This window comes from Paenibacillus sp. YAE3 (genome assembly GCF_057546105.1).
Genome location: NZ_BAAIYF010000008.1, coordinates 19,453 through 37,159 on the forward strand (window position 1 = coordinate 19,453; position 17,707 = coordinate 37,159).

Annotated in this window: 16 protein-coding genes and 1 pseudogene; 10 read left to right on the forward strand and 7 right to left on the reverse strand. The window is 49.3% G+C overall.

Annotation, left to right across the window (positions count from 1 at the left end; translation table 11 throughout):
• Positions 1–55 precede the first annotated feature (55 nt).
• From AC27KL_RS16280 to AC27KL_RS16295, 4 genes are all read right to left on the reverse strand, one after another.
• A complete protein-coding gene (locus AC27KL_RS16280; RefSeq protein WP_339324197.1) occupies positions 56–859 on the reverse strand; it encodes a response regulator in 804 nt (267 codons plus the stop codon).
• Positions 860–920: 61 nt separating this feature from the next.
• A complete protein-coding gene (locus AC27KL_RS16285; RefSeq protein ID WP_487170515.1) occupies positions 921–2,297 on the reverse strand; it encodes a glycosyltransferase family 2 protein in 1,377 nt (458 codons plus the stop codon).
• Between the two features lie 43 nt (positions 2,298–2,340).
• A complete protein-coding gene (locus AC27KL_RS16290) occupies positions 2,341–3,537 on the reverse strand; it encodes a HEAT repeat domain-containing protein (RefSeq protein WP_487170395.1) in 1,197 nt (398 codons plus the stop codon).
• Between the two features lie 116 nt (positions 3,538–3,653).
• A complete protein-coding gene (locus tag AC27KL_RS16295) occupies positions 3,654–5,873 on the reverse strand; it encodes a hypothetical protein (RefSeq protein ID WP_487170396.1) in 2,220 nt (739 codons plus the stop codon).
• A 679-nt stretch (positions 5,874–6,552) separates the two neighbouring features.
• Between AC27KL_RS16295 and AC27KL_RS16300 the strand changes: the two are divergent.
• From AC27KL_RS16300 to AC27KL_RS16330, 7 genes and pseudogenes are all read left to right on the forward strand, one after another.
• A pseudogene (locus AC27KL_RS16300) lies at positions 6,553–7,446 on the forward strand (DNA polymerase IV); the annotation flags it as partial.
• A gap of 110 nt (positions 7,447–7,556) precedes the next feature.
• A complete protein-coding gene (locus AC27KL_RS16305) occupies positions 7,557–7,934 on the forward strand; it encodes a YhjD family protein (protein WP_339324195.1) in 378 nt (125 codons plus the stop codon).
• Positions 7,931–9,175 (forward strand): DNA polymerase IV, encoded by a 1,245-nt coding sequence (locus AC27KL_RS16310; RefSeq protein ID WP_339324194.1) that lies wholly within the window; start codon positions 7,931–7,933, stop codon positions 9,173–9,175. The genes AC27KL_RS16305 and AC27KL_RS16310 overlap by 4 nt, the downstream gene beginning before the upstream one ends.
• Positions 9,172–9,507: a YolD-like family protein gene (locus tag AC27KL_RS16315; protein ID WP_309478738.1), complete on the forward strand. Its 336-nt coding sequence runs from the start codon at positions 9,172–9,174 to the stop codon at positions 9,505–9,507. Before AC27KL_RS16310 ends, AC27KL_RS16315 begins: the two co-directional genes overlap by 4 nt.
• Before the next feature lie 245 nt (positions 9,508–9,752).
• Positions 9,753–10,130: an ArsR/SmtB family transcription factor gene (locus tag AC27KL_RS16320; protein WP_009225274.1), complete on the forward strand. Its 378-nt coding sequence runs from the start codon at positions 9,753–9,755 to the stop codon at positions 10,128–10,130.
• Positions 10,120–12,258 (forward strand): heavy metal translocating P-type ATPase, encoded by a 2,139-nt coding sequence (locus tag AC27KL_RS16325; protein WP_197186641.1) that lies wholly within the window; start codon positions 10,120–10,122, stop codon positions 12,256–12,258. Before AC27KL_RS16320 ends, AC27KL_RS16325 begins: the two co-directional genes overlap by 11 nt.
• 162 nt (positions 12,259–12,420) lie before the next feature.
• Positions 12,421–12,738, forward strand: coding sequence for a class I SAM-dependent methyltransferase (locus tag AC27KL_RS16330; RefSeq protein WP_309479954.1), 318 nt, complete (start codon positions 12,421–12,423; stop codon positions 12,736–12,738).
• A gap of 315 nt (positions 12,739–13,053) precedes the next feature.
• Here AC27KL_RS16330 and arsC read toward each other — a convergent pair whose 3' ends face one another.
• From arsC to AC27KL_RS16345, 3 genes are read right to left on the reverse strand one after another with little or no spacing between them, the layout of a single operon-like run.
• Positions 13,054–13,482 (reverse strand): arsenate reductase (thioredoxin), encoded by a 429-nt coding sequence (gene arsC, locus AC27KL_RS16335; protein ID WP_009225278.1) that lies wholly within the window; start codon positions 13,480–13,482, stop codon positions 13,054–13,056.
• A gap of 20 nt (positions 13,483–13,502) precedes the next feature.
• Positions 13,503–14,558, reverse strand: coding sequence for an ACR3 family arsenite efflux transporter (arsB, locus tag AC27KL_RS16340; RefSeq protein WP_197186640.1), 1,056 nt, complete (start codon positions 14,556–14,558; stop codon positions 13,503–13,505).
• 16 nt (positions 14,559–14,574) lie between these two features.
• Positions 14,575–14,898, reverse strand: a complete 324-nt coding sequence (locus tag AC27KL_RS16345) for an ArsR/SmtB family transcription factor (RefSeq protein ID WP_487170516.1) — start codon at positions 14,896–14,898, stop codon at positions 14,575–14,577.
• A 174-nt stretch (positions 14,899–15,072) separates the two neighbouring features.
• Between AC27KL_RS16345 and AC27KL_RS16350 the strand changes: the two genes are divergently transcribed.
• The 3 genes from AC27KL_RS16350 to AC27KL_RS16360 all read left to right on the forward strand — a co-directional run bounded on the left by AC27KL_RS16350 (position 15,073) and on the right by AC27KL_RS16360 (position 17,660).
• Complete coding sequence (locus AC27KL_RS16350) at positions 15,073–15,525, forward strand: MarR family winged helix-turn-helix transcriptional regulator (protein ID WP_019537536.1); 453 nt, start codon at positions 15,073–15,075, stop codon at positions 15,523–15,525.
• Positions 15,526–15,576: 51 nt separating this feature from the next.
• Positions 15,577–16,641 carry an NAD(P)-binding domain-containing protein gene (locus AC27KL_RS16355; protein WP_019537537.1) on the forward strand — a complete coding sequence of 355 codons (1,065 nt, stop codon included), beginning with the start codon at positions 15,577–15,579 and terminating at the stop codon, positions 16,639–16,641.
• A 224-nt stretch (positions 16,642–16,865) separates the two neighbouring features.
• Positions 16,866–17,660, forward strand: coding sequence for an arsenite methyltransferase (locus AC27KL_RS16360; protein ID WP_197186638.1), 795 nt, complete (start codon positions 16,866–16,868; stop codon positions 17,658–17,660).
• Positions 17,661–17,707: the final 47 nt, after the last annotated feature.

Here is a 17,707-nt window from a genome sequence, read left to right on the forward strand (position 1 = left end):
TTAAAATCTTTATTGAACGATGCAAAAACGGCTTGTCCTTGTCATCGTCCCCCATTTATTGAAAACACCGGTGTATGCGGGCATCGAGCTCGACCGGGGAAAATGGCTTGGTAATGTAATCGTCGACGCCATGCTGGAAACATTGGCTGATCGTCCGTTCCACGCGCTGCTCTGTCAGCACGACGATTTTCGGCGTGTTTTCCACGGGCAGCTTCTGGATTTGGTTAATGAAGGGCAGGCCGTCGATGCCGTAGAGGTTCAGCTCCGTCAGCACGAGATCCGGCTCCCATTTTTCGATCAGCTCCAGCGCCGACGTGCCGTCGAGCGCCTCCAGCGTTTCGTACCCCTGCATGTTGAGGCGAATCGTCAGAAACTCGCGGATGGTATCGTCGTTATCGACGATGAGAATGCGCCCGGGCTCCGAAGCGGCTTCCTCTTTCGTGAAAATATGAATGTCGGCCGATGCGCTGAGCCTTGCGGACTCGGCCATCTGCTTGAGCACGCCCGGCGTCGGGTCTACCTGCCCCGGAAACACGGTAAGCGTAATCCTCGGATCCGCCTCCGGCACCGTTTCCTCCAAATGCCGCTTAAGCAGCAGTGCCTGATAATGGGCCTGATCCAGGGTCGATCCCGGCAGCAGCACCGCCAGCGTGGACGTGGAGGCGTCTTTCAGCACTTCGATGTCGCTTCCCGTCTCCTGCCGCAAAAATTCACGCACCAAACTCTCCGGCTGCGGAGAACCTGGGCAATACAGGAACATCACGCCGCACAGCTCCGGGGAAGTTTTTTTGAGACGCTCTTCGAGGTTGTGATACAGACCCTCTTGCTGTTTTCGTTCTAATGTTACGGACTCCGGCATTATCGATGACCACCTTTCTTAATCATTTGAGAAAAACGGAAGCGTTTTGGTATTGCCCGAATCACGCGGTTGAGGCCGTTTCGCTTTCTTCCTTCCAGCTTTGCCTTGTCATCGTGCCCCAGGAATTGTTTTTCCGGAGGTACTGGATATGCCCCTGAACGCGCCACAGCACGCCAAGCTGATGATAGCCGACAAATTTGAGGGCCGAAAACAGGAGCATTTTCCACAGGTCGGAAAGCTTCTTGTAACGGCGGAAGGCTATTTCCTCCAAAATGATGGCCCCTACGCTCAGCAAATACCCGCTCAGAAAATTCAAAAGCATGAAAGTCAGCAGTATGCGCCAATGCGTCATGTCCAAAAGCGTATATCCCGCAAGAGCCAACAGGCCCGTGATTCTGAAATAAGGGTTCAGGGTTTCGAACAACACGTTATAAGGAACCGTGATGAGACCCATGATTTTGTACTTCGGGTTCAAAAACATCCCGCGGTTTTCGATCATGTTTTTGAGATTTCCCCGTCCCCAGCGCATGCGCTGGTTGGAGATGATTTTGTACGTGTCCGGCGCCTGCGTCCAGCAGACCGCCTCGGGGCAAAACGCCACTTTGTAAGGGATTTTGTGGCTTAGCATGTACCGGTGAAGCTTGATGATGATGTTCATGTCTTCGCCCGGATAACCGCCCCGGTAGCCGCCGACGGCGATGACATAGTCCTTGCGGAACAGGCCGAACGCGCCGGAGACGATGATCAATCCGTTCATCCGGCTCCAGCCGATCCGTCCGCCGAGGAATGCCTTCAAATATTCGATGGATTGGAACATCGGCCATATTTTTCGCGGCAGCGACACTCTTTTTACCGCTCCGTTTTCGATCAGGCAGCCGTTGGCGATGCGAACGTCGCCGCCGATGGCCACCGTCTCCTCCGGATTTTCCATGTACATGCGCGCCATCCGGATCAAGGCGTCCTTTTCGAGCAGCGAATCGGCGTCGATCGAAGAAATAAGCGGATAATGCGAAAAGTTGATGCCGGCGTTGAGCGAGTCGGCTTTGCCCCCGTTCTCCTTATCTATAATAAATAGATGCGGATAATCGGGATTATGGTAAATGCCTCTCACGTTTTGCGTTTCGATCGTCCCCCGGATCTCCGGATTATGCATCTTTTCGAGCTTGAATTCCTTGATCAGGACCGACAGCGTGTCGTCGCTCGATCCGTCGTTGATGACGATGACCTCGTACGTCGGATAATTCAGCGTCATGAGGCAGTACACGTTTTCGATGATCGTCAGCTCTTCGTTATAGGCCGGAACGAGCAGCGATACCGACGGCACCAGCTCGGAGCCGGAAAGCGTTTGGTAACTCGAATATTTGGCCCTTCTGGCGATCGTTCCGATGCTCCGGTAGGATAAACCCATGATCGCGAAGTACAAAATATTGACGAACATGACATAATAAATCGCTACCGTGCCGTAGACCAGCAACGTATCTCTAAGCAGTGTAATCCCCTCCTACCGCGGCTACGCCCGTCATTCGTTTGACCGGCTTCTTCACGCCGAAGTAACGGTCGTGGATGAGCCGCTTCTTGTTGTACGCCACCATCTGCTCGATCGCGCCGTGTTTCTGCTCGGCTTCCATCACCAGCCCGATCCGGTGCAGCGCGGCCTCGCGCTGGATTCCGGTTCCGGTGACGGCCGCCTGGCAAAGCGCTTCGAATCCGGCTTCGCCCAGAGCCGCAAGGCTTTCCGCGCTGTTGTGCCGCACCTTCCAGCTGGCATCCTGGAGCGCTTTGACCAGCAGCGGGATGCTGCCCGCCGCATGCAGCTGCCCCAGCGCCTTGGCCGCTTCCGCCCGGACTTCCCAATCCCGGTCCGTCATCAGCTGCACGATCGTTTCATCCTTCAGCGCAGGATTCGTGCTGAGATACAGCTTGACGGCTTCGGCGCGCACATCCTTTTCCTTGGCGCCGACCAGCCTGCCGAGCACCGGCATGACTTCGGGAACGGCCTGTCCCCACATCGCGACCAGTCCGACCTTCACAAGCGCCGGGTCGGGATCGTCGAGCAGCTTCAGCAGGATGCTGCCGGCATCGAGTCCCGTTTCCAGCATGATGTCGGCGGCCAAGTGGTGAATCGGCTTGCCGTGGGAAAGCAGGCTGCGCAGCATGTCCAGCAGGTCCTCCGGCCGGTCGGCGGCTTTGGCGATCGAACGCGCGATGATGATCGAAATCGAGTTGTATTTGCCCTTTTTCAACATTTTCAGCAGTCCCGGCACCGCTTCTTCGGCACGCATGCCTCCGAGGCGGTATGCCGCCGCAAGCCTGCGGCCGTACCGGAAGCTGCCGAGCGCCTTCAGATCCGCTTCGACGAACCCGGCTTCCCTGCATAGCCGGATGAGCCGGGTCCGGTAATCACCTTTGAACTGCTCGATCCATTCGATGAACTTGTCCTGGATCACTCTCCTCTCCAGCGGCTTCAACTTGCCGGGAGGCAGCTTCAATTCCGCATCGTCCCCAAGATGGGCCTGGACGTAGACGAAATAATCGTGATGTTTTTGCTCGTAATATTCCCTTCGCTGCTGTTCCCTGTTATGGGAGATTTTCATCTGAACCAGCAGCATGATTCCGAGGCCGATCAGCCCGAGGCATACGTAGATAAACACATATGCGACGAATAAATGCGAGAACATGTTTACGGGTCCTCCTCCTCCATTGATTTCATCCTATCCCATTTGCCGCCGCATGGTTGGCAAGACAGCTTCTCCGCGCGGCTTTTCTCTAAGTAAACGCTCCTTCCGCGCCTCGCTCATTTGCCGCCAAGCTCGGCGTATACTTTTTTCATCGCGTCGTAGCTTTGCTTCAGCTGCTCGCTGTAATGCACCGTGTCCCAAGGCTTCCAGGTATATGGGGCGATGTCCTGGACGTTCAGCGTCTTCGCCGCGCCGCCCGGCCAGTTGACCTTGCTCCCGCCCTGCTCTACGAGCCACGGAATCAGCCGGATGCCTTCCGTTTTGACGGTGCTGAAGGCGCGTCTGTCTTTAAGCGGACGGTAGTCGATTACCTGCAGGGAGCTTGGGTCGGCGAAGCCGAGGAGCATCCAAGGGATACGCATCTCTATCTCATTGCCGCGGTACTGCCACGAAGTCAACGAATCGAACTCGGCCTTGCTCCGGTCCGTCGTCCCCCTTCGCAGCAATCCGATGGTCTGGTCGATGAACGGATGCGCAAACCGCGTATCCGGCGGATTCATCTGGAGGCTGATCGCAAGCTTCCATGGATGGAACGGCTTGTCCTGTCCGGGTTTCGTCTCCGGCAGCATCCAGTAGCCCTCCTTGCCGTACAGCCTGGCATGAAAATCATAGTCGGCCGCGATCTCCACCTGCGACTCGCCGTCTTTTCCGATTTCGATCAGCGTTTCCGGCGCGCCTCCCTCCAGCTTTTTGCCGGGAAGCTGCGCTGCGGAAGGTTCGTTTCCGCCCGCGATCGTATCCGAGCCGATATAAAGTTTGGTTGTTGCCGGATCGAAGTTTTTGTCCAGCCGGATGCCAAGATAAAGATAGCCTTCGTCATGCGTGATCCGCATGTCCCGGATTCCTTCCATCTTGCCCTGCCAATGCTTTACTTCGCCTTGCGGGAGCCCGTCCCAGTCGCTTAAGCTGCCGTCGATCACGATTTGTTTCTCCTTGCCCGGAAGCATGCCCAGCAAGCCGAACATTTTTTCGTTCGTCAGCACGTTGATCCAATACGCGCGCCGGTCGGCCGGAATTTCGAAAGGCATCGTATTCCACGTTTTTTTAAACCATTCGTCCTGCCACATAAACAAAATGGCTCCGGCATAACCTTCGTCGTAAATATCCCGGGTGAGCGAAGCGTCGATTTCTCCCTGCTCCCGCTCGTTATGTCCTCCCTGGTCCCGGCCGCCGGCCCCGAAATGGGACACCCCTACCGACGACGGCACCCCGTATTCGGTAATCATGACCGGCATGTCCTTGAATTGGGCCTTCAGCTTACGCAAATAAGCTTTGTACGTATTGAAGTTCCCCTGCTGGTCTTTGATCGTCTGCAGCGAGGCATCGGTCCGGAAAAAATCCGGGTAATACGGGTAAGCGTGATATGCGGCAAAATAGCCGCCTTTCCATCCGGTAGGCTGAATGTGTCTCGCGTCCACGCTCACCATGTCCTCTTCGAAAAGAGGTTCCCCCGGATGGCTGAGCACATCGGTCGTGACCCAGTTGGTGAACGTCACCGGATGCTCCCATCCATACTGCTTTTCCTGCTCGGCGGTATAGTCAAGCAGTTCCGCCAGCCAGCTTTCAAAAGGCGAGGCGTCTTTCGTTCCGGCAAAATAGCTGCCTTGGTACACCGGGACGCCGCCGTGCTTTGCGTTGGTGTTTTTGACCATTCCCGGGTCCCATTCGGTTCCGACATGCCAGGCCATCAAATATTTGCCGGCGTTCGCGGTATACTCCCCACTGGAAGCTCCGTACTTGGGCGAAACGGCCACGTCGCCGTATACGGCTGCCACCGCCTTTTTGATCTCGTCCTTGAACTGTTTTCCGATATCGTCCGCATAGGCGTCCTGCCGTTCGATCAGCTGTTCTTCTGGGGACCAGATCCCCTGGATGAAATACAAAGGATCGCTGCCTTTGTCTTTGTTGTATTTCACAAGCGCCGAATAAAACACGGGCTGGTGCACCGTATAGATGCGGATGACGTTGGCTCCCATCTCGTCGATCTGCTTGAACCAGCGAAGGTAATCTTCCTCCGTGGCCGGAAGCTCTCCCGGAAAATGGCCCGGGACGGTCGCGCCCAGATTGACGCCTTTGACGAACATTTCCTTCCAGCTGCCATCCTTTTCATATCGCATAAAACGGTCGCCGTCGGTTTTAAACGTGAATCGGGTTCCATCCTGATCCTTGTATGCCATGGCCGGCGTTTTGGTGGCCGCAAATCCGGCAACCATTCCTCCGGCAATGAGAACGGCGGCTGCCGTGATCCAGATGAATAGCGTTCTGCGTGTGATCATCGCCTGAAAGTTCCCACCTCGATTTCTTTGACCTTTTTCTTGGCCCGGCATTCTCAATTTTTGTCATAATTCAATTCTTAACGAAGTTTTCCCATCTGTAAACTAGGCTGCTGGAAGGAATTTTCAGAACCTGACGACCTATCCCGCCTTACGGCCGGGCAAAAAATTCCGCGGCTGCCGATCGGTTACGGCGGTACGCCATTCGATCGCGAAGCGGCTGCAGGATTCCCGGCTCCAAGCGGCGAGTGGTTATGTATACGTTGAAAAATTGCTAAAGTTGTGGTCGTTTTAACATCTTTATCCATAAAGATTACAAAATTGATACCTTAGTCCGATAAAGCGTCGGCCGCAAACCCGCGCCACGACAACATTTTTGGAAAACAGCGTATTTTTGAAAATAAGAAACGAGTCCCGGGCGGGACTGGTGGTCCCAATGCGTCTTCAAAATGGATAATAACGGAAATAACTGGTATGACTATCCGGGTATTTTTTGGGATGCCGAAGCGGCGTTTTCGCTTCTTTTTGACTAGGAAAACATGAGGGGTTGAAGTTGAAATGTAATGAAAGCGAAGAAGATTTTTGCAAATAATTCCGGTTGAAAAGCGCATAATTCTCCGTTATTGTTATAAAATAAGAACATGTGTTCCTGTGTAGTCCCAAAGAATAAGGAGCGAGTCCCATGAACGAGTCCAAAAAACGCGTCATTATGCTGGCCGACTGCCAGTCCTTTTACGCAAGTGTCGAAAAAGCGGCCCATCCCGAATACAAAGACAAGCCTTTGGTCGTATCCGGGGACCCGGCCCGCAGGTCCGGCATTATCCTTGCCGCCTGCCCGCTTGCCAAGAAATACGGCGTCACGACCGCCGAGCGGCTCGGGGACGCGCTTCGAAAATGCCCGGATCTCGTCGTCGTTCGCCCGCGCATGGCGGAATATATCCGCGTTTCCTTGCACATTACGGAGATTTATCAAGCTTTTACCGATCTGGTGGAGCCGTACAGCATCGATGAACAGCATTTGGACGTGACCGGCAGCCTCCGGCTGTTCGGCAGCCCCGAGCAGATTGCCCAGCGGATCCAAAACCAGGTGATGCAGGAAACCGGGGTGTACGTACGGGTCGGCATCAGCGATTGCAAGGTGCTCAGCAAAATGGCCTGCGATCTGTTCGCCAAAAAGAAACCGGGAGGCATCTTCACGCTGAAACGCGAGGAACTGTCCGAAACGCTGTGGCCCAAACCGGTGCACGAAATGTTCATGGTCGGTTCGCGGATGACCCGCCATTTGTACAAAATGGGCATCCATACGATCGGGGATCTGGCCCAAACGCCTTTGCCCCGGCTTACGAAACGTTGGGGCGTCAACGGCGAAGTGCTGTGGCGCATCGCGCGCGGCACGGATTCTTCCCCGGTCACGCCCCACAGCCAGCTGCAGCAGCAAAAAGGCGTCGGCCATCAAATGACGCTTCCGCGCGATTACACGGACTGGAAGGAGCTTCAGGTGGTGCTACTGGGTATCAACATTAAAATATGTGTGCATAAAACTAAAAAGCCTTTAATCGCCTGGAAAAACAGTGTTTTTAGGCAGTTTAATATTGAGCATAAATAAATATTGAGCATAATTCTGTCTATTTATGCTCAATTTTGCGGGAAGGTGTCGAATGAGGAGTTAGGCGGGAGGCTGATTGTATGACACAAGCGCCCTTGGAGACTGAAGGAGACCTCCAATTGGTCAAAGAATACATTTTACTCCCTATTCTTTTGGATGTGTTGGAAAGGGATATTAAAGCATTAGGGACAGTAAAGCTAAAGATGGACGTTGTATATGTAAAAGCCTTAAGATCTGCGCAAGATCTAATCACTGCAGACGTTACGTTGCTTCGAAAAAAAATGCGCGGCAGAGGAATAAAAGTGTATGAGCAGCGGCGCACCGAGTTGTGCATCGAGGCCCGTTATTTGTGCAGGGGGTATCAACATAGGTTCTCTATGCTTTGGGGTTTGGTGAAAGCGGAGCTTTACAAATACTTAAGTAAATATCTGAACGTCGACTTAAGGAGTAGCCTATGAAAAGCGATAACAAAGGTCGAATCGTGATGTTGGCCGATTGTCAGTCATTTTACGCAAGTGTTGAAAAAGCCGCCCACCCTGAGTACGCAGATCAACCTGTCGTTGTTGCAGGAGATCCGGCCCGTCGATCCGGAATTATCCTTGCCGCGTGTCCCCTTGCCAAGCAACATGGTATTACTACCGCAGAACGGCTAGGAGAGGCACTTGCAAAATGTCCCGATCTAGTGGTCATTCGCCCACGCATGGAGGAATACATCAAGGTATCCTTGCAAATTACGGAAATTTATCAATCTTACACTGACTTGGTAGAACCGTACAGCATAGATGAACAGTATTTGGATGTCACGGGAAGTTTACAGCTTTTTGGCGATCCTCATGAGATTGCTAAGAGCATTCAGGATAAAGTCATGAAAGAAACGGGCGTTCGTGTACGCATTGGAATTAGTGAAAATAAGGTACTCTCCAAAATGGCATGCGATAATTTCGCCAAACGTAATTCTTCGGGTATTTTCCACTTGCCTGTGGAAGATCTGCAAGAAGTGCTTTGGCCTTTGCCGATTCATCAGATGTTTATGGTGGGCTCCCGGATGTGCCGGCATTTAACGAGCATGGGGATATATACAATTGGCCAGTTGGCTCAGACTCCCCTGGCAAAATTAAGATCCAAGTGGGGAGTGAATGGCGAAGTTCTGTGGCTTATTGCCAACGGCAAGGATAATTCCCCGGTAACTCCAAGTACACACGATTTGCAAAAAGCAATCGGCCATCAGATGACCCTTCCATTCGATTATCGGGAGTTTGACGACATCATGGTTCCCCTGTTAGAACTCTCGGAGTTAGTATGTCAACGAACCCGAACGAAAGGCTATATGGGCTCGGTAGTCTCGGTAGGTTGTCAAGGAGCCGATTTTGATCACCCTTCCGGCTTCTACAGACAAATGAAATTACCCGACCCGACGAATCTCACGGATGAGGTTTTCCATGCAGCGAAAAAACTATTTAAACGACATTGGGATGGGTTGCCCATTCGAAAAATTGGGGTCACTTTAAGTCAATTGGTAAGCGATCAGGAATATCAGCTTACTTTATTCAATAACCGCGAAGTAAAGTTAGCGTTGGAAAGAACCACTGACCGTATTAAAGAGAAATACGGAAGCACCGCGATCATGAGGGCCTCTTCTTTAAAAGCTTCGGGCCAAGCGCGGGATCGAGCGCAAAAAATTGGAGGACATTATAAATGAGTAAAAAACTGCAAGGAAATGGTCTGTTCGAATCGTCCAGAATGATGCTTCCGGAACACAGGGAGGCTTACATCCTGCACCAGCAGAACTTGCGAAAGAGTCCGCCGCCACAATTAGATGATCAAGAAATGGAACGGATATCCATGCTCATTGCTGAATCAATGCAGCTCAGGAAAGAGGTAATTTTAGTATTATTCGGTGAATTTAATGTAACGGAAATAACAGGAGTCGTGACAAAAATTGATCTACAACAAAAAAACATCAAATTCACCCATGGCAATGATTTTCGTTGGATAAAGGTATCGGACATTATTGACGGTATGTGGAAATGATTTGTAATAAGAAAAACTTGAAGAGCTATCCTTAAAAGTCATCGCAGATGGCTTCCGGTATAGCTCTTTTTTACTGAAATATGCAAAGGTCTGAAAGGAGCCAATAGATACAGAGGAACAATTAGTGGATCTCGAACCTGAATATTTTAGATGCCCTTGGGAAATAATCAAATGAGTATTTGAATAATCGATGGATTTATTGTATGATGATAATCAAATATTGATTTGATTGTTGAGGTGAGGATATGAACAGGAAAGAAAAGGATTCATGTGAAATTTACTGTTACGACGAACCTAAAGTCCGAAAGGTACAAAATGCGCTCGAAAGACAAAATATTCAAGGCATGATTAAGATGTTCAAGGTTTTAGCTGACGAAACAAGAATGAAAATCGCCTTTGCCCTGTGCGAAGAGGATGAATTATGTGTTTGTGATGTGGCTAACATCATCGGCTCTTCAATGGCCACAGCCTCACACCACCTTCGCACCTTAAAACAGCTTGGCCTAGCCAAATACCGCAAGGATGGTAAATTAGTTTTTTATTCGCTGGAAGATGACCATGTTCGTCAACTGGTGCAGCTAGCTTCTACTCATTCGAGGGAGTTGATCATCAATGGAAAATAAAATTGAAAACACCGAAGATAAAAACGTCTACAGGGTTCAAGGCTTTACCTGTACGAATTGCGCAGGCATTTTCGAGAAAAATGTAAAAAATTTGCCGGGCGTAAAAGACGCGCAAGTCAATTTTGGAGCATCTAAAATCACCGTTTATGGAAGGACTACAGTTGAGGAATTGGAAAAGGCCGGCGCGTTTGAAAACCTGAAAGTTACACCTGAAAAGCAACGATCTATTGAAAAGAAAAAGCCTTTCTGGAAAGAACATTGGAACGTACTGCTTTCGGCTATCTTGCTTGTCGCAGGGTACTTATTAGGTGAGCAGTACGGTGAGGAAAGCATCTTATCCGCTATTTCTTACGCGGCTTCTATTATTATCGGCGGTTATGAATTATTTAAAAAAGGAATCAAAAATCTTTTCCGGCTTCAGTTCGATATGAACACCCTAATGACGGTCGCCATCATCGGTGCCGCGGCGATCGGAGAATGGGGCGAAGGCGCGACTGTCGTTATCTTGTTTGCGATCAGTGAAGTTTTGGAACGTTACTCCATGGAAAAAGCGCGTCAATCCATTCGTTCCCTGATGGATATTGCACCGAAGGAAGCTCTGATCCGACGCGGTTCCGAAGAAATTACGGTAAACGTCGATGATATACAGGTTGGCGATGTCATGATTGTAAAGCCAGGTCAAAAACTTGCAATGGATGGTGTTGTTATTAAAGGAACATCAACCATTAACCAAGCCGCGATTACTGGCGAATCGGTTCCCGTGACGAAAACAATTGACGATGAAGTGTTCGCTGGTACATTGAACGAAGAAGGTTTGCTTGAAGTCAAAGTAACGAAGCGCGTCGAGGATACAACGATTTCTAAAATTATTCACCTTGTTGAAGAAGCTCAAGCTGAAAGAGCGCCATCTCAAGCGTTTGTTGACCGATTCGCGAAATACTATACACCTGCGATTATGATTTTGGCATTAGGTATTGCGGTTGTTCCACCTCTGTTCGTCGGTGCAGATTGGGGCGATTGGGTATATCGAGGATTAGCGTTGCTCGTCGTCGGCTGTCCTTGCGCATTGGTCATTTCGACACCTGTTTCGATTGTTACAGCCATCGGCAACGCGGCGAAAAATGGCGTTCTTATCAAAGGCGGCATTCACCTTGAGGAAGCCGGCAGACTATCCGCAATTGCGTTTGATAAAACAGGTACTCTGACGAAGGGGGTTCCAGAAGTAACAGATGTCGTTACTTTCGGAACGAAAAACGAAAATGAATTGCTTTCAATCGCGGCAGTTATCGAAAAAGGTTCGCAACATCCGCTCGCATCCGCGATTGTTCGTAAAGCGGAAAACCTCGGAGAAGACCTAACCCTAGTCGTTGAGGATTTCCAATCGATCACCGGGAAAGGTGTTAAAGCCAATGTAAACGGGGAATTGTATTACGTCGGTAGTCCGAAACTCTTTGCTGAACTTCATTCCGACATCAGCGTTGAAACGAATCAGCGCATTGAAGAATTACAAAAACAAGGGAAAACGGTTATGGTATTAGGCACAGAACAACAGATTCTTGCCTTAATAGCAGTCGCTGATGAAGTGCGTGATTCCAGTACAGTCGTAATTAAGCAATTACACGAAATTGGAATCAAGAAAACGATTATGCTTACGGGTGATAATCAAGCAACCGCCGAAGCAATCGGGCGGCGTTTGAATGTTACAGACGTTAAAGCTGATCTAATGCCCCAAGATAAATTAGATTACATCAAGCAGCTTCGTAAAGACTATGGTAATGTTGCGATGATTGGCGACGGCGTTAACGACGCGCCTGCGCTCGCGGCTTCAACGGTTGGTATCGCTATGGGCGGCGCGGGTACGGATACTGCCCTCGAAACCGCAGATATTGCTTTGATGGCTGACGATTTAAGCAAATTACCCTATACGATTCGACTAAGCCGAAAAACCCTTGCAATCATCAAGCAGAACATTACGTTTTCACTTGGTATTAAGCTCTTAGCTTTGGCTCTAATTGTCCCTGGATGGTTGACGTTATGGTTGGCCATTTTCGCAGATATGGGGGCCACGCTTATTGTTACATTGAATAGCCTTCGTCTGTTAAAAGTCAGAGGTAATAATCGGATATGAATAACCGTTGGAATAAAGTGATTTATCGGTTATGGGCACCCTTTTATGATTCTCTTTTCAATTCCGGTCCTTTTTTAAAGGCACGGAAAAAGATCTTTGAGAACCTCGACATTAAGCCTAAAAGCAAAAGTTCTTTTTGTAGGCGTCGGGCCAGGAGCAGATTTGCAGTTCATTATGGACAAAAATATTTCTGTATCTGCAATTGACTTATCATCCGAAATGCTTGATCGAGCTAGGAATAAATATGACTCCCCCAATTTTAAGTTCATAGAAATGGATGCGCAAGAATTGACCTTTTCACCGGAATCGTTCGATATGGTTATTGCAAATCTGATCTTATCCGTTGTCCCCGAGCCGAATCGATGTTTTCAAGAAATGATTCGGGTTACGCGAGCTGGGGGGCGAATAATCATTTTCGATAAATTTGCCCCTCCCTCGCAGGATTTGCCGGTAATAAAAAAATCCTTCGTCCCATCGTAGCAACGATGGGTACGGACATCGGACGACATTTCGAACAAATCATCATGCCGTATGAGAAACATATTCGAGTGGAGGAAGATGCATCAGCATTGTTTAACGGAATGTATCGAAAAATTATATTACAAAAAGTATAGAGTTACCAGTACCGCCAGGGGTTGGGGTAGTACCAGCGAAGTTGATACTACCCGCAAAGTAGATATATAAAGGGAATCATTTTCTGCTCTTCGAGGACTCCGCCTTGGCTTCGTCGTTCCGAAGGCTGATGATCGCCAAACAAAAAAGCGTGCCATAACGCTGCACGCCTTTTCTGTAATTTTAGCAACCTTCGGCAAGAAACTTTTCGACACGCGACTTAATCGCGTCCCGAACCGCTCGAAATTGGCTCATGATTTCTTCCTCGGTGCCGGTTGCCTTGGCTGGATCATCGAAGCCCCAATGCCATTTCACGACGTTTTTATTCGAAATCACCGGACAATGTTCGTCTGCATGGCCACATAACGTAATCACATAGTCAGCCCGATTCAAAATCTCCGGATCGATAACATCCGATGTATGACCGCTAATATCGACGCCAGCTTCCTTCATCACCTGGACGGCACGCGGATTCAGCCCATGTGCCTCCAACCCGGCGCTTTTTACTTCGTACCTATCATTACCGAGCGCCTTCAACCAACCATCCGCCATTTGGCTGCGGCAAGAGTTTCCCGTACAAAGAAAATAAACGAGTTTTTTGTTATCTGACATGATGATTCCTCCTGTTTATGTTAAGCTGCTTCCTTCGAAAAATACTTTCGCTGAAATCGGAGCGCGACGTTGACCAAGGCAATCATCACAGGGACTTCTACAAGAGGTCCGATCACGGCCGCAAATGCAGCGCCGGAATGAATTCCAAAGACCCCAACGGCAACAGCGATTGCCAGCTCAAAGTTATTCCCCGAGGCGGTAAATGCCAGTGTAGAAGTCACCGGATAATCAGCTCCGGCTTTTTTGCCCATGAAGAACGAAATCAGGAACATAACGACAAAGTAAATCAATAGCGGAATCGCGATCCTCACGACATCCAAAGGCAATTGGATGATCATCTCGCCTTTCAGCGAGAACATGACGATAATCGTAAACAGCAATGCGATAAGTGTAATGGGACTGATTTTCGGAATAAAGACCGTTTCGTACCAGGATCGCCCTTTTGCCTTCACAAGCGAATAGCGCGAAATCATCCCGGCCAAAAACGGTATCCCTAAATAAATAAACACGCTCTTGGCGACTTCGGCCATCGTAATATCAACAACGACGCCCTCCAACCCGAACCATCCCGGCAAAATCGTAACAAAGATATAGGTGTAGACAGAGTAAAACAAAACTTGAAAGATCGAGTTGAAAGCAACGAGTCCCGCCGCGTACTCGGCATCCCCTCTGCACAAATCGTTCCAAACGATAACCATTGCAATACAACGGGCTAAACCGATCATAATCAGGCCGACCATATATTCCGGATAGCCTTGGAGAAAAATAATAGCCAAGAAAAACATTAAGATCGGACCGATAAGCCAGTTTTGAATCAATGAAATGGTTAACACTTTGCCATTTCGAAAGACACGGCCGATTTCTTCGTATCGTACTTTCGCCAGCGGCGGATACATCATTAAAATAAGGCCAAGCGCAATCGGTATCGATGTGGTTCCAACTTGAAACTCATTCAATCCGGCGACAAAGTTAGGAAATACGTAACCCAAGCCAATTCCTATCGCCATCGCAACAAAAATCCATAACGTCAAATAGCGATCCAGAAATGAAAGTCGCTTTTTCTCTTGTTTACTCACTTGCTGTACACCCCCTTTACTCGCATATAACCGTTAGTCCTTGTTGCTCCAATTCCCGCAGCTCCTCGGATAGATCAGGCAAATGGGACAAAGCATAACGAATTTCCTCTAACCGCTTTTCATTAATCGAATAGAACACCCATTGCCCCTTTCGCGTTTCGCGGACCAGTTCAGCCGTTTTCAGACGGTTTAGATGTTTAGAAATGGCTGGCTGAGAAATGTTAAAGATAGGAACCAGTTCACATACACAGCAATCGCGAATCCGGAGCAAAGAAAGGATTTTCAGCCTTGTCGGATCGGCAAGAGCTTTTAGAATATCCGCTATCTTTTCAACTTCCATTGTCATGATGATCACCTCACATAAAACCATATAACCATATTGTTATTTATTCATGGTGAAAAGTCAATATTGAAATTTGTACATCCTTTCACAGCTCATTTTCCGGATACAAGTAAATCAATACTTGCAAATTGCAATCAAATGTTTTATAACTGTTTCATGAGGTGAAGCACCGTGGAAAATGTACGTGAACTATTTCAAATCATGACTCGACGCTTTGGCTTTCTAAATAAAAACTGCTGTTCTGCCGGTGGCTGCGACATCTCCTTAATTCAAAGCCATATCCTTTACGAAATTGATCGCCAGCATAAGCCGTCCATCCAGAAAGTAGCAGAGGCATTAGGGACAGATATAACGACATTCAGCCGACAAGTCCAATCGTTAATCAAGATGAAATTAGTGAAGAAAACGCCCGATCCAGACGACCGGAGGGTAAATCTGCTTTCCCTAACGACGGAAGGCAAGTATGTTGCGGCGTCGATTGACCAACAAATGAACGACTATTTAAACGAAATCTTTTCGCACATGAACGATTTTGAAAAAGATACCGTCATTCGCTCGATCAAGCTATTAAACGAAGCGATGGCGAAATCCGGCCAATGCTGTTCAACCCCTTCTTGCGGGTGATCTTTTTTCTAAATTACTTGCAATTTGCAAGTTATTTGAGGGGGAATTGGAATGTCAGCGATTTTCGATGCAATCGTTATCGGGGGTGGGCAAGCCGGTCTTGCTTCCGGATATTACTTGAAGAAGAACGAGCTGCAATTTTTGATCCTGGAAGCAAGCGAGCAGGCAACCGGTTCTTGGCCACATTATTACGATAGTCTGAAGCTGTTTTCGCCAGCTCGTTTATCATCATTGCCGGGCATGAAGATACCCGGAGTTGCAACCCACTACCCATTGCGAAACGAGGTGATCCAGTATCTAAAGGCGTATGCCCAGCGTTTTGACTTGCCGATTCGCACCAACCAGAAGGTTATTGCCGTGGAGAAAAGCGATAACGGTTTTTCGATCCGAACGGCAGCTGGAGACGAATATCAGACGAGAACGATCATCAATGCGACAGGCTCCTTTCATAATCCCTATATGCCAGACATAAGCGGAAGGGAGGCCTTTCAAGGGGAAGTCCTCCACTCTTCATCGTATCGAAATCCGGATCGTTACCGGGGGCAACGAGTGGTGGTCGTCGGGCGCGGAAATTCTGCAGTTCAAATTGCGGTAGAGCTTGCCGACAGCAGCCATACATCGCTTGCCGTGCTTCGGCCTGTTCAGTTTACGAAAACAAAAGTACTCGGAATTGATCTGCATTTTTGGATCAGAGCCGTCGGCTTCGATACCTTTCCATTCTGGCGATTTGGCAAAAAGCCTCCAAGTTCGAGCTCTGTTGCGGATTTGAACGATTACCGAGCAAGATTAAAGGCTGGGAAGCCGGATCAACGGTCCATGTTTACCTCCTTTTACTCCGAGGGCGTCGTGTGGCCAGACGGAACGGAAGAACCGGTACAAACCGTCATCTTTGCGACCGGGTATCGTCCCAATCTGACATACCTTCAGCCCATCGGGGCGCTTGATGCCGAAGGGAAACCGTTGCAGACAGCAGGAATCAGCCTTTCCGTTCCGGGACTGTATTATGTCGGTTTGGAAGGACAGCGTTCCTTTGCTTCCGCCACATTAAGGGGGGTGGGGCCGGACGCGAAATATGTTGTTCGCAAGCTACTGCGTTACCTGAAAAATCACCTTTAGGGAGGCTAGTTCCCATGAACTGAATTGGTTCGCCGCGGAATACCTTATGAAACAGGAGCAGCGTGAAATAGAACGCTCGACACGGGAAGCTTGGAAATGGCAAAATCCCACGGAGTTATCGAGCCGCTTCCTTAGGAGACGGCAACTCACGATAGCAAACAAAGCAGCTTGTTGTACCCCTAGCTGCTGCTGATTTGATAAAAAAGTTGAAGGAGAGATGATCCATGAACCAAGTAAAGAATGATCAAATTCGTCAAAATGTACGCAGTCGTTATAAGGAAATCGCCTTGCAAGAAGTGGAGCCGGGTTCGTGTTGCTCGCCAGCTTCAAGCTGCTGCGGAACGGCCAATGACATTTCTTCGCAGTTGGGCTATTCAACCGAAGAATTAACGGCTGTTCCGGACGGTGCAAACCTTGGTCTTGGTTGCGGTAATCCGCAAGCCATTGCGGAGCTTAAGCCGGGTGAAGTGGTATTGGACCTAGGCAGCGGCGGCGGTTTCGATTGTTTTCTGGCGGCTCGGCAAGTCGGGGAAACCGGCTATGTGATCGGGGTCGATATGACGCCGGAAATGGTGAGCCGCGCGCGCAACAACGCCGCGAAAGGCGGGTTCACGAACACGGATTTTAGGCTGGGAGAAATCGAGCATTTGCCGGTCCCGGATCAAACGGTGGATGTTATCATTTCCAACTGCGTCATCAATCTTTCGCCGGATAAACAGCAAGTGTTTGATGAAGCATTCCGCGTTCTGCGCTCCGGCGGGCGTTTGGCCATTTCCGATGTCGTAACGACGGCAGAGCTTCCTGCGGAAATCAAAAACGACTTGGATGTTTTATATTCTGGGTGTATATCCGGGGCCTCGTCCGTTGACGAGCTGAAAACGATGCTTACGCAAAGTGGATTTAAGGATGTAGTGGTCGAGCCGAAAGAGGAATCCAGGGCGTTTATCAAAGATTGGGTTCCTGGATCGAAGGTAGAGGACTATATTGCCTCTGCCGTAATCAAAGCAATCAAACCGTAATGAATGTATAAACGTTCCACCTTTGAATAATCAAAGTGAATCGGTCA